The organism is uncultured Tissierella sp., assembly GCF_902479755.1.
GTDB lineage: Bacteria > Bacillota > Clostridia > Tissierellales > Tissierellaceae > Tissierella > Tissierella carlieri.
Window position 1 is genome coordinate 1 of the sequence record NZ_CABSQO010000060.1, and the last position, 13,985, is coordinate 13,985.

General features: G+C 33.7%; 11 protein-coding genes. 3 read left to right on the plus strand and 8 right to left on the minus strand.

Annotation, left to right across the window (positions count from 1 at the left end):
* The 8 genes from RDK80_RS18865 to RDK80_RS18900 form a co-directional block, all read right to left on the minus strand.
* Window positions 1-208: metal-sensing transcriptional repressor (locus RDK80_RS18865; protein ID WP_308525183.1), on the minus strand; the 208-nt coding region annotated here is incomplete at its 3' end.
* Window positions 209-222: 14 nt separating this feature from the next.
* Complete coding sequence (locus RDK80_RS18870) at window positions 223-429, minus strand: copper ion binding protein (RefSeq protein WP_216561428.1); 207 nt, start codon at window positions 427-429, stop codon at window positions 223-225.
* 134 nt (window positions 430-563) lie between these two features.
* Window positions 564-2,936 carry a heavy metal translocating P-type ATPase gene (locus RDK80_RS18875; RefSeq protein WP_216561426.1) on the minus strand — a complete coding sequence of 791 codons (2,373 nt, stop codon included), beginning with the start codon at window positions 2,934-2,936 and terminating at the stop codon, window positions 564-566.
* Between the two features lie 215 nt (window positions 2,937-3,151).
* Entirely contained in the window at window positions 3,152-4,609 is a 1,458-nt protein-coding gene (locus RDK80_RS18880; protein WP_216561423.1) for a Na+/H+ antiporter NhaC family protein, read from the minus strand.
* Window positions 4,610-4,696: 87 nt separating this feature from the next.
* Entirely contained in the window at window positions 4,697-5,815 is a 1,119-nt protein-coding gene (locus tag RDK80_RS18885) for an ATP-NAD kinase family protein (protein WP_308525184.1), read from the minus strand.
* 15 nt (window positions 5,816-5,830) lie between these two features.
* On the minus strand, window positions 5,831-7,393 hold the full coding sequence (gene gcvPB, locus RDK80_RS18890) for an aminomethyl-transferring glycine dehydrogenase subunit GcvPB (protein WP_308525185.1): 1,563 nt from the start codon (window positions 7,391-7,393) through the stop codon (window positions 5,831-5,833).
* 21 nt (window positions 7,394-7,414) lie between these two features.
* The gene (gcvPA, locus tag RDK80_RS18895; RefSeq protein ID WP_256310743.1) at window positions 7,415-8,818 is read right to left on the minus strand and encodes an aminomethyl-transferring glycine dehydrogenase subunit GcvPA; all 1,404 of its coding nucleotides are present in this window, start codon (window positions 8,816-8,818) and stop codon (window positions 7,415-7,417) included.
* A gap of 21 nt (window positions 8,819-8,839) precedes the next feature.
* Window positions 8,840-9,616 (minus strand): glucose 1-dehydrogenase, encoded by a 777-nt coding sequence (locus RDK80_RS18900; RefSeq protein ID WP_256310744.1) that lies wholly within the window; start codon window positions 9,614-9,616, stop codon window positions 8,840-8,842.
* A gap of 217 nt (window positions 9,617-9,833) precedes the next feature.
* Here RDK80_RS18900 and RDK80_RS18905 point away from each other — a divergent pair, with 217 nt between their 5' ends.
* The 3 genes from RDK80_RS18905 to feoB all read left to right on the plus strand — a co-directional run bounded on the left by RDK80_RS18905 (window position 9,834) and on the right by feoB (window position 13,945).
* Window positions 9,834-11,546: a sigma 54-interacting transcriptional regulator gene (locus RDK80_RS18905; RefSeq protein ID WP_308525186.1), complete on the plus strand. Its 1,713-nt coding sequence runs from the start codon at window positions 9,834-9,836 to the stop codon at window positions 11,544-11,546.
* 119 nt (window positions 11,547-11,665) lie between these two features.
* Window positions 11,666-11,890: a ferrous iron transport protein A gene (locus RDK80_RS18910; RefSeq protein ID WP_094898811.1), complete on the plus strand. Its 225-nt coding sequence runs from the start codon at window positions 11,666-11,668 to the stop codon at window positions 11,888-11,890.
* Window positions 11,891-11,941: 51 nt separating this feature from the next.
* Window positions 11,942-13,945 (plus strand): ferrous iron transport protein B, encoded by a 2,004-nt coding sequence (gene feoB, locus RDK80_RS18915; protein ID WP_308525187.1) that lies wholly within the window; start codon window positions 11,942-11,944, stop codon window positions 13,943-13,945.
* Window positions 13,946-13,985: the final 40 nt, after the last annotated feature.

Below are 13,985 nucleotides of genomic sequence, written 5' to 3' on the forward strand. Positions count from 1 at the left end.
CACCTTCTAAGATCGCAGTTGCTACACAGGACCTTATATGTCCATTTAATATATCTATATTTGCTTTTTTCAGAAGTCCGATAGCGGATAGGATCTGTGTAGAAACATCTACACAGTACCTATCATCTTCTAGCATTTTTATTATGCCATCTATTTGTCCTCTAGCAGTCTTTAACTTAGCTGCTGCTCTTTTTTTACCTTCACTCATAGAATCACTACTTTCTACCTTATTTCTATTAACTCATATCCTGCATCCTCTATAGCTCCTTTTATGAGGATGTCATTTAGCCCTTCTCCTTCAACCTCTACTTTTTTAGTTGCAAGATCTACCTCTACCTTTGATACTCCATCTAATTCTCCTAATGCATTTTTCACTGCCTTTTCACAATGTCCACAGGACATACCTTCTACCAATAATGTTTTTTTCATCTTTCTTTCCTCCCATTTTAATCAATGCACAATTATCAATGCACAATTCACAATTGTTAAAGCAAGTTTTTGGGGTCTTTTACCTTAATTTTTCACTCTCCTAATTGTGAATTGTGAACCGTGAATTGTGAATTTTACTTGAATTTCTTAAGTCTTAGTGAATTTGTAACTACAGAAACTGAACTAAATGCCATAGCTGCACCTGCTATCATTGGGTCTAGGAATCCTAATGCTGCAAAAGGTATCCCTAAACTATTATAGAAAAATGCCCAAAATAGATTTTGCCTTATGGTCTTCATAGTTTTATGGCTAAGCCTTATAGCTGTAACTACTCCGGATAAATCTCCTCTCATCAAAGTAATATCTGCTGCTTCCATAGCCACATCTGTTCCTGTCCCTATTGCAAATCCTACATCTGCTGCTGCTAAAGCTGGAGCATCATTGATTCCATCTCCAACCATTCCTACATGTTTACCTTTTGATTTAATTTCTTCTACTACCTCTGCTTTGTTTTCTGGTAATACTTCTGCCAGTACATTTGTTATACCTACTTCCTTAGCTATAGCTTGTGCTGTTCTCTCATTATCTCCTGTTATCATATATACATCTAAGCCCATAGATTTTAACTCTTCTATAGCTTTCTTTGATGTCTCCTTGATTTGGTCTGCTACTGCTATTATACCAGATAATTTATTGTCCAAGGATAATAACATTGCAGTTTTTCCTTCTTCTTCTAATTTTAATAGAGTCTCTTCTCCGTTTGTTATAGAAATATTATTATCAACCATTAGCCTTCTATTACCAACAAGAACTTCTTTTCCTTCAAAGGTAGCTCTAAGTCCCTTACCTGGAACTGCCATAAATTTTTCAGGCTCTGATAATCTCAATAACTCTTCTTCACCCTTTTTTACGATGGATTGCCCTAGAGGATGTTCTGAAGTTTTTTCTACTGATGCGGCTATCCTAAGAATCTCATCTCTATCTATATCATTAAAAGAAATGATATCTGTTACCTCTGGCTCGCCTTTAGTTATTGTACCCGTTTTATCAAATACTATTGTATCCATTTTATGAGCTCTCTCTAGATGCTCTCCCGATTTAATCAGTATCCCATTTTCAGCACCCTTACCTGTCCCTACCATAATAGCCGTAGGTGTAGCTAAACCTAAAGCACATGGGCAAGCTATAACTAAAACTGCAACTGCGTTTATAAGTCCTATATTAAAATTTCCTCCTATAAGATAGAATCCTAAGAACGTTGCCAAAGCAATGACTACAACTATTGGAACAAATATACCTGATATTTTATCTGCCAGTCTTTGAACCGGAGCCTTTGAACCTTGAGCATCTTCAACAAGTTTAATTATTTGAGACAATACCGTATCCTTACCTATCTTGGTTGCTTTAAACTTAAATGTACCAAATTTATTTATAGTAGCTCCTATTACTTCATCATCTATAGCTTTATCTATTGGAATACTTTCCCCTGTAATCATGGATTCGTCTACAGCTGAATTTCCTTCAACAATAATTCCATCTACTGGGACTCTTTCTCCTGGTCTAACTACTATAATGTCTCCAATCTCTACCTTTTCTATAGGTATATCCATTTCTACTCCATCTTTTATAATTCTTGCTGTCTTAGGCTGCAAGCCCATTAATTTTTTTATTGCCTCTGAGGTTTTTCCCTTTGCAACCGCTTCAAAAGTTTTACCTAATAGTATTAAAGTTATAATAACTGCAGAAGCTTCAAAATAATATTCATGAACTCCTATTATAAGATTATATATACTATAAAAATAGGCTGCTGAAGTTCCCATGGATACTAAAACATCCATATTAGCCCCTCCACCTCTTAAAGAGTTATAGGCTCCTTTATAAAACCTATAACCTATAAGAAATTGCACAGGAGTTGCAAGAATTAATTGAAACCATCCATTAGTTAAAATAGTATGAATTCCAGCCATATGAAAAAACATAGCTGAAAATAAAGGTAAGCTAAGAATTGCTGAAATGATGAAGGAAGTCTTTAGAGATTTAATTTCCTTTTCTCTCATTTCCTTTTCCCTATCTAAGTCTCTTTCCACCTCTAGCTCTGCCTTATATCCTGCTTTTTCTACAGCTTTAACTAAAATATCTTCATCTATTACACCAGATGGATATTCTATTGTGGCTTTATTAGTAGATAAATTTACAGTAGCTTTAACTACTCCCTCTAGCTTATTTAATGCTTTTTCTACCCTAGTGGAACAAGCTGCACAAGTCATACCTTCTACAATTAAAGTTTTTTTAACTAAGGGAACTTCATACCCTGTTTTTTCTATAGTTTTAATTAAATCCTCTGGCTTGACCTTATCTGTATCAAATTCAATAGCTGCTTTATTAGCCAGTAGATTTACTGTGGCAGAAATTACTCCCTCTCGTTTTGATAGGGCCTTCTCTACCCTAGTAGAGCAAGCCGCACAGGTCATACCTACTACATCTATACTTATTTTTTTGGCTGTCATTATATCACTCCTTAACCTCTTTACCCCCTCCCCTGGGGGGTGTATACTTATATTATATGCCTCTATATCTATTTTGTCAATAAAATTTTAAAATATCATTGATAAAATAGATATAGACCTCTAAAAATTATAATTTTCAGAGGTCTTCTAAGTATAACCAATACAAGCATAAGCCAGCCATTAAATATACCCAATAAATAAACTATTTCATTTTTCTAATATATTGCTTGTTTCTCTTTCTTTAAGCTAACTTGTGGTTCCGATGGCAACTTGAATAGTGGAATAAATCTATCAAAACCTGTCAATGTAAGAATTAACATTGAAGCCACAGCTACTATTGCCATATAATTATATTTAATAATGTCTAATGCATTAAACTCGTGTAGAGGATAAACTGCCATACATATTGCTACATAAAATCCCATATAGCAATGCCAAGGGATAAGCTGAGATCCAAATACTCCCATTGCATCTGAAAATGCTGAATTTCTTAATCTAAGTTTATACATATCTTCCTCAGATGCTTCCACATTTTCATCGGTCATTTCCTTTATTATTGGTCCTATTGTTACTATTTGAGCCATTTCATCAGCTAAGGCAGCATTACCAATTAAACAAAGAACACCATTATAGAACATTAGCTGTTTAACTGATTTAGAAATCTTAAGTACAAATTTAGATATTGGTTCAAATGCTTTAATACTACTCATAATACCACCAAAAGCACCTATCCAAAGCATCATAACTACAGACCAGCTACCTGCAGATTCAAATCCAGCTTGAACTAATTCTAAAAAACTATTCAGAGATTGTACAGTACCGGCAGCTAATCCAAAAATCAGTGCAGAGATAATTCCAATACCTAGACAGATCATTGTAGGGACACCCTTAAATGCTATAGCTATTACAAGAAACATTGGTATAACCATGTAATAAGGAACCCCTGATTTTACCTGTTCTAACAATGTAACTGCAGCAGGTCTAACTTCTGCTAATCTTTCAAACACATCAACTGGTATTGAATTAATAGCTTCAGCTGCACTACCTACTGTATTAGGTAAACCCATTGAAAGACTAACTAAATATATTATTATTCCAGATACCAATAGCACCAAACCTGACCAAACCCCTTGATGCCTGACTCTATCCGTTACGGTAACTTTTTGCAAGCCTGAACTAACAACTGTAGTATCTGAAATTAATCCAATATTATCTCCAAAACATGACCCTCCAGCTATGGCAGCCGTTGTAAGTAAAATATTGCCTCCTACTATATGATTAAGCCATAAAAATACAGGGGCACAGGATGCAAAGGTTCCCCAAGAAGTTCCTGTAGCTATAGATAATAGTGATGTAACTGCAAATCCAACTACAGCTACTGTCTTAGCAGTAACTCCTAGTTTTAGAGAGATTATTATAATTGAAGCTCCAACTCCTGTGGCCATAAAGGTTTCTGCTACTGCATATGCAAACATTAGAATAAAGAATACAAGAATCATTTCCTTTACAGCCTTGAAACCATTTTCCATTATTTCATCATATCTATGTTTTTCAGTAAAACCAGCCACTAATCCAGCATAAATTGTAGCTAATGGAGCTGCCATCACCAAGTCCATACCCGATATCATTAAACCAGCTAGTAAAAATATAGGTGTTAGTTTAACAATTGCCATTATATAACCTCCTTATAATTTAAGCTTGTTAATATACAACCAATTTTCCAAATCTTCTGAAATTTCTAGCTGTAAAATAAGGTTTCATTAGTATACTCCTGAAACCTTATATATGATGTCCATTCCGTATCCAACTTTAATTCTATAATATCCTGCCAAATTCTTATCAGTAACTTCATCCCCAGTATATATTAAAAGAGGTCTCCCTTTTAAATCTATTATTTTAGAATTAGAAGATATTATTAAAATATTATCTTTTCCAATCTTCTTAAGTACCCTAGGACTTATCTGTTGATTGCCTCTTCCTAAAAGATATCCTTGACCACCTGTTGGAGTGATGACTAACTTTCCTTTTTCACCACTTAATATGTTTAAAATATCATCTTCATTGCAATCCAGTTTAATTACAGTTTTATCCTTAATTATATCTACTCCTAATAAAGTATTAGGTAAATTTAATTCATCCATAATAGCTCTAGTAGTTGTACCTGGGCCTATTAAATAATATATCTCCTTTTTCATATTATCTATAATATCCAATGCAATTGCCCTTTGACTTACTTCTTCCTCTAAAGGAGTTGGCGCTTTTTTATTCTGCAATAATTCTTTTTTATAAGGCACCTTCAAATATCCAAAGAGTTGTGTTTTTACTTGATTATTTCTAAATAATTCTTCGTCTATATCAATAACTTCTTCCTCTTTTGTATGAAAGCTGCCATTACTCAAATACATCAAAGCTAATTTCCCTGCTAATTCTGGTGTATTCCCATAGACAGGCGAGTAAATCTTTACTCCTGCTGGGATACCTAATGCAGTTACTCTATCCTCTACAGCCTCGTAAATATTCCTAGCAGTACCATCCCCACCTACAAAGATAATCAGTTCAACACCCCTTTCTTCCATTATTTTAGCCGACTTTAAGGTATCTGAGAAATCAGTTATACTATTGGTTTTATGAACTATCTCGTAATTAAAATCTAAGGCTTTACACTGGTTCTCACCCATATCAAAAGAAGAAGTTAAGATTAATAATTCTTCTTTAATAGGCACTAATTTTTCTAAAGCCTTAACTGCCTTACTAGGGGCTTCTTTCACAGCCCCTAGCTCTATTGCCATATCTAAAATCTCTCTACCATCTGTCCCTTTTAGTCCAACTCTACCACCCATTCCAGCTACTGGATTTATAATTAGACCAATGGTTTTCATACTATCACATCCAATTTAGTTTGCTTTTGCCTTTCTAAGATAAACTCTCCAAGTTGGGCACCATTTTTCTGGGTCATCTAAGCTAGATTCATCTACTTGATGAATAGTGCTATTATGTGGAGCATCATGGATTGTTTCTGGATTCTCATAAGCTTCATTGAATATATGGTGTAATGTCGATGCATACTCATCTAAATCTTCCTTAGAAGGCGATTCTGTTGGTTCCAATGTAAGTGGTTCGGGAATGTAATATGGGTGATGACTTGACCAGATATGCATCCCAAAATCCATTACTCTACGAGCTACATCTCCAGAAGTAATTCCTGTATCTTCGGTTATCTTCTCTATAGTATATCTAGTCTGTTCTATTCTTTGTGTATCTAGTCTATAAGGAAGTGTTATCCCTTTATGTTTTAGTAATTTTTTAATTAAATAAGCATTGTTAAGTGATGCTATTTTAGCAACCTCATAAAGCCCTTCAGCTCCTAAACTCATTATCCAAGCATATGCCTTAAGAACAACCTGTGGTGTACCATAGAAGGCTTTTACTTTTCCAATGCTATTTTTTAAATTATAGTCTAAAAAGTATTTCTCTCCATCATAATCTATTAATGGCTTTGGCAGATGGTCCCTTAGCTCTTTTACTGCCCCTATTGCTCCAGAACCTGGTCCTCCACATCCATGAGGTGTTCCGAAGGATTTATGGAGATTAAAATAACACATGTGAAATCCTGCTTCCCTTGCTCTAGCTATACCAAAAAGTCCATTAGCATTGGCTTGATCATAACAATTTAATCCCCCAGCCTTAGTTACCAAATCTGTAAATTCCTTTACCCTTGGATTAAATATTCCAGTATCTTCAGGATTAGCTACAACAAATGCAGCTGTCCTCTCACTAACTGCGGCCTTAAAAGCTTCATAATCAGGATGTCCGTTCTCATCAGCCATAATTGTGATTATCTTATATCCCTTTAAAGCTGGAGCTGCTGCATCGGAAGGATGGGAATACACTGTGGTTATTATCTCATCCCTTTTATGCTCTTCGCCTCTTAATCTATGATACATTCTAACAATTGAAGCCATAGTCATAGTAGCCTGAGAACCTCCACCAGGTTGGAAACTAAAATAATCCATACCTGAAATTTCTCTCATAATCACATCTGTTTTATAGATTACTTCCAATATGCCTTGAACTGTACTTTCATCCTGTAGAGGATGTAAATCTATCATCTTTTCAGTATTGGCAATTTTATCATTGATCTTAGGATTATATTTTACAGTACAAGTTCCTTGACCGATTTCCACATTTATATCTCCACCTAGAGTTTCTTGAGAAAGTCTTAAATAATGCATTAAAACTCTTTTCTGGTTTATTTCTGGTAAATTAGGTAGACCATTTCTTCTCATAGATAAGGGTAATTTAGATAATCCACCTCCTACTTGATTAACTATAGCTTCTTCTGCCTTAGGAATCAAGACTCCCCTTTCCCCCCTACGGCTTAGCTCAAATATAATTGGCTCATTCCATCTTGCTTGGTGAAAATCTCTAACCTTAGAGTTTCTATTTATTTGCTTCATTTAATCAATCCTTTCTATAGATTATCCTTCAACAATTTTTCTAATAGCATTTACTAAAGTATCTATATCTTCTTTTAAATGAACTTCAGTAACACAATATAAAGCCGATTGACCTAATTCAGGAAATTCCTCAGACAAATCCTTTCCACCAAATATACTTTCATTTAGTAATTCCTTATTTATCTCCTTTATTGTTTTACCAGTATCATTAAAATCAACTATGAATTCTTTAAATCCGATGTTATTAAATTTCGAGCCTTTAACGCCCTTAATCTTAGACAATTCTTCAATAGCATATAAAGACTTTTGTATAATACTTTGTCCTAACTCAAACATTCCGTTAGGTCCCATTAAAGATAAGTAAACTCCAGCAGTAATACCAAGTAAAGCTGTTTGAGTACCTACATATTCCTTACCCTTCTCCCTAAGGTTTCCAAATGAAGTCCTATCATAGGCTATATCTCCAAATCCATATTCTCCTTCCTTCACAGTTGGGGCTACACCAAATAATCTAGATGGATATTCCATTACAAATTTCTCTTCATCTCTAGTAGAAATAAACCCTGATTGTCCCCCACCATAATTCATGTGCATACCTAAAGGTTGAAGATCCCCGCATATAATATCCGCACCATAGGATGATGGTGGAGCTATGACTCCTAAACTACTTGGATCAACTCCAACTACTGATATTGCACCAGCTTCATAGGCTATTTTAGAAATTTCAGCTCCTTGATCTTCAATGAAGCCTAAATATGATGGATTTTCAAAGTATACTGCTGCAGTATTATCAGAGATTTTTCTTTTCAAATCCTGCAAATCCATTTTTCCAGTTTCTCTATCATAATCAATTAAAGTAACTTTAACTCCCGGATCACAATAATTTTTTATTATCATTAACCTATCAGCACTTATAGTTCCTACTACTAAAGCCTCAGACCTTTTAGTCATCCTTGAAGCCATTCTAAGAGATGTAGCTGCTGCCTGTGGCCAATCAAATGTGGGAACATTTACCACATCCATATCAAGTAATTCAGCTAACAAAGATTCATACTCAAATAATGCTTGAAATCTACCATGATCGTTGTAGGGTTCTCCAGCATAAGCAGTTAAAAACTCAGACCTACTATTTACCTCATCACATACAGCTGGTACGTAATGTTGCCAGCATCCTGCTCCGAGAAAATTTAAATATTCCTTAGATGATATATTTTTCTTTAAAACTTTATCTATAGCCCTTTTTAATTCATACTCCGACTCAAAAGGTTTTGGCAAATTCAAAGGTCTTTTTAGCTTTAACTCTTCTGGTATCTCAACATGTAAATCATTTAAAGATTTCAACCCTATTTCTTCTAACATTTCTTGTTGAACTTCCAAATCTGAGTTTGGAATATATGGATGATTTTTAAATCCACGTATTATCATACTTCTACCTCCTAAATTTTATTATGCAATTCCACCGCCATCAACAACTAATGCAGCCCCTGTTATCCAAGTTGATAAATCACTACATAGGAATAGCACTGCCTTTGCAATGTCCAAAGGTTCTCCTAATCTTTCTAAGGGCCTTCCCTTAGCTGACTCTACAAGGAAAGTATCTATTTCTGTTTCTCCAAGTTGTCTTCCCTCATCTCTTAGCATTGCTGTGTCGGTATCTCCTGGATTTATAGAATTAACTCTAATATTTTGTGGTCCATGATCAATTGCCATAGCACGAGTTAGGTTCACTATTCCACCCTTTACAGCACAATAGGCTGCTGCTTTGTCTCCACCCTTTAACCCCCAACCTGATCCAGTATTAACTATACTTCCTCCACCATTTTTAGCCATAATAGGTATAGTATATTTAGAAAGTAGGTATGTACCTTTGAGACCTACATCAATGACAAAATCCCACTCTTTTTCTGTTAAATCTACTACCGTCTTTCTAACTGTGACTCCTGCATTGTTAAATAATATATCAATTCTCCCTAGTTCTTTTTCTATAAATTCAATAGTGCTTTTGCAGTCTTTACTATTGGTCACATCGCATTTCTTGAAGATAGCAAAATTACCCTCATTAGTAATTTCCTTAACTGCCATATCTCCTTTTTCCTGATTAATATCAAGTAGTACAACTTTTGCTCCATATTCAGCTAATAATTTTCCCGTCCCTAATCCAATACCAGAAGCTCCACCAGAAACAATCGCTACTTTGCCCTCTAAGTTTAATGGATTTTTCATAATTATCCCCTTTCTAATTGATTTTGGATATATTCTAATATTCTTTGATGCATAAATTGTGCCAAAATATTAAGTAGGAAGTATATTATACTGGATTCTCATTTTTTCAGACTTCTCATAATTTTATAATTACTTTATCAAGGTAATATGATATAATTAGTTTGTCTTGATTGACAAATACGGCAATTTATTTGCCAAACATGGCAGGTGATTTAATTTGATTAACTTAAAGAATTTAAAACCTAGCTTAGAAAATATAGTATCCACAATGGCTAATTTAACTAATATGGAATATGCTATATTTAATACTAATGCCGAATTAGTAAGCAGCACAAAAGTTTATTTACAAAGAAAAGGTAGAAATGTTCATTCTGCTTCAATAGAAGAAGTTTTAAATCAAGGGAACGTAATTGTCAACAAACCGGGATCAATGATGTCCTGTCTAGGATGCAGATTTGTCAATAATTGTCCTTCTACTATAGAAATTCTATCTTGTATAAAGTTAGATGGAGAGCCTATAGGAGTAATAAGCCTCACTTCCTTCTCTCAAGAAGGACATAATATGATTGAAGAAAACATTCGTGATTATATGGATATATTAGAATATATCTCTAATTTAATATCAATGTTTGCCTTTAATGAAAGTTCAAAAAAAGATACTCAAATTTTACATAAGGTAATTGATGAAATCGTCAAAGAAATAGAATATAACTATCTTATAATAGATAACAGAGGCCTATTGATTTATTGGGATAAAGGCATTCAAGATTTATTTTCCTATTGTGACCTTTATACTCAAACTATAGCTCTTATGTTTCCCAAAGATATTACTAATTGGATATTTACTGGAGCTAGACAGGGCAAAAAACATTGTGTTATGGAAGGCTTTCAAGGAATTTTACATTCAACTCCTTTGAAGATTGAAGGTGAAATAGTAGCTTATATTTTAAAATTAGAAAGAGATAAAAATAATTCTAAGATTTCTATGCATGAAAATTATCTCGACTCTATCCTTTCTAAGGATTATGAAATGAAAAATATAAAAGAAAAGATAAAGAAAATTGCCAATTCATCTTCTTCAGTTTTAATAACTGGTGACACTGGCACAGGAAAAGAAATAGTAGCAAAAGCTCTCCACTATACAAGCAATAGATTTAATAATCCCTTTGTTCCAATAAACTGTGCCAATATACCAGAATCCCTCTTTGAATCTGAACTCTTTGGTTATGAAGAAGGGGCTTTTACTGGTGCTAAGAAAGGCGGTAAATTAGGTATATTTGAAATGGCCAATGGGGGAACCATATTTTTAGATGAGATTGGTGAACTTCCTTTACATTTGCAAGCAAAGTTACTTAGAGTCCTTCAAGAAAATTCTATACAAAGATTAGGTAGTATTATGCCCATTCCAGTAGATGTCAGAGTAATAGCCGCTACCAATCAAGATTTAGAATCTATGATGGATGAAAATACCTTTAGAGCTGATTTATTCTATAGATTAAATGTAATACCAATTCATTTACCTTCATTAAAGGAACGATTAGCAGACATAGACATACTTATAGACCATTTTATAGATAAATATAATGGAAGGCTAATGAAAAATATCAATAATATTTCCAAAGAAGCTATAGATATTATGAGATTATATCAATGGCCTGGAAATGTAAGAGAACTAGAAAATGCCATAGAATATGCAATGAATATAGAGGACACAGAAACCATTCAACTCAGTAATCTCCCCAATAAAATAATAAAGTCAGTAAATAAAAAAATTGATTTAAAAGAATCAATAGCACTAGAAGAAGCAAATTTAATTACAAATACTTTAGATAAGTATGGTTGGGATTTAAAGGGAAAGGAAAAAGCATCAAAGGAATTAGGCATTAGTGTTAGAACTCTATACAGAAAGTTAAAAGAATTAGAGCTTTAAAACTTACTTCCCATAATAAAGTTATTGCATTTATCAAGAAAATACATTATACTATTAATGTTGATGTTGATAATGATTATCATTATAATTTATTTTACATAATTGGAAGGATGATATTTATGGGTACTTTATCTTTAGTTTCTTTAAAGCCTAATGAATGCGGAAGAGTTAAAGAAATTTCAGGATGCTGCAAAGCCAAAAAAAGGTTATATGAACTTGGTCTTCATAAAAACGCATGTGTTAGGGTTATTAAAAATGATTTTGGCCCTCTTATTATCAATTTATCTGGTAACAAATTGGCTCTAGGCCGTGGATTAGCTTGTCATGTTATAGTCGAGCGTTAATTTTTTATCGTTTATTGATAATGATTATCATTATTTAAAGGGGGAATTTTTTTGAATACTATTGCTCTTGTAGGTAATCCAAATAGTGGAAAAACTACACTTTTTAATGCTCTAACTGGTTCCAATCAACATGTTGGTAACTGGCCTGGAGTTACTGTTGAAAAGAAAGAAGGAAAATTTAAATATAAAGGCAATCAATATAATGTTGTTGATTTACCCGGCACTTATAGTCTTGGGGCTTATTCAGAAGATGAAGTTGTTGCTCGTGATTATATACTTAAGGGAAATCCAGATGTTGTAATCAATGTAGTTGATGCCACTAATATCGAAAGAAATCTATATTTAACAACACAATTGATTGAAATGGGTACTAAAGTTGTTATAGCTCTTAATATGATGGACGAGGCTAAACAGAAAAATATTGAAATAGACTTGAAGAAACTATCACAAGAATTAGGAGTTCCAGTGATTCCCACCGTTGCCTCTAAGAACAAAGGTCTAGATACCTTAATTGAAGAATCTATTCAATATATTAATGAAAATGAAGATTCTAGATTGACATTTAGCTATGGTGAGGATATTGATAAAGAAATTGAGGACATAAGATCTATACTTGAAAGTTCAAGCTTAGAATATCCTACTAAGTGGATAGCTGTAAAACTTTTAGAAGGAGATCAAGAGATTTACAGGCTTATAGAGAATAAGGCTCCAGATCCAATTAAAGAAAGACTCATTTCTTTAGGAGAAAAGGCCACAGAGTATGAGTTAGAAATTGTAGATAAAAGATATGATTTTATTGGTAAAATCGTAAATAAATCTGTAAAAAAACCTTCTGGGATAATAGAGACTAGGACTGATAAAATAGATAAAATCATTACCCACAAATATTTAGGGCTTCCTATATTTGCTTTGATTATGTTTGTAATATTCCAGTTGACATTTGTCATTGGTGGTGATATCTTTGGTGGCTATGTAGCAACTATTATAGAAACTATTGGAGAATATGCAGTCAACCTATTAGCTATGATAGGCACTCCCGAGTGGTTACAATCCTTCTTTTCTGAAGGTATCTTTGGCGGAGTAGGTGCTGTCTTTGAATTTATACCTCTTATTACCGTATTATATTTCTTTATAGGTATATTAGAGGATACAGGTTATATGGCAAGAGCTGCCTATGTAATGGATGGCTTAATGAGATCACTTGGACTTCATGGTAAAACCTTTATTTCCATGATAGTAGGTTTTGGTTGTAATGTTCCTGGAGTCATGTCTACTAGAACTTTGGATAACAAAAAGGATAGGATGATTGCTCTACTCATTAACCCATTTATGTCTTGTGGAGCAAGGTTGCCCATTTATTTAGTATTTATTGCTGCATTCTTTCCTGAACATGGAGGAATTGTACTATTTTCTCTTTATGCTTTAGGTATAGTAGTGGCATTATTAGTAGGTAAGTTATTTTCAAAAACATTATTTAAAGGTGAATCTTCTCACTTTATTATGGAACTACCTCCTTATAGATTACCTATATTTAAATATGTTATAAGAGACATGTGGGATAAAGTATGGGATTTCTTGCATAGAGCTGGAACTATCATATTTGTAGTAGTTTCTCTTCTTTGGGTTCTATCGGTTTTACCTTTTGGAGTAGAGCCTTATAGCCAAGAAAGTATATTAGGTAAAATAGGTACTATTTTAGCACCAATATTTATACCTGCAGGATTTGGTACTTGGCAAGCTACGGTTAGTTTATTTGCTGGTATAGCAGCAAAGGAAGCTGTAGTAGCTATCTTAGGTATGGTTTATGCTGGTGTATCTGAGGGTTCTCAGTTAGTAGGTGCTTTACAAAATGTATTTACACCTCTTACTGCTATTTCATTTATGGTTATGACTCTTTTATACACTCCTTGTGCAGCAGTAATAGGTACTGTAAAACAGGAAACTAAATCTAATAAATGGGCTATATTTATGGCGATTTATCCTTTTGTTATAGGTTGGATAGCTGCTGTTATTATTTATCAGGTTGGTAGGTTATTAGGTGGCTCTGTAAACTAAATATGAAAAAATAGTACAATATCTTCATAGAATTGCTCTA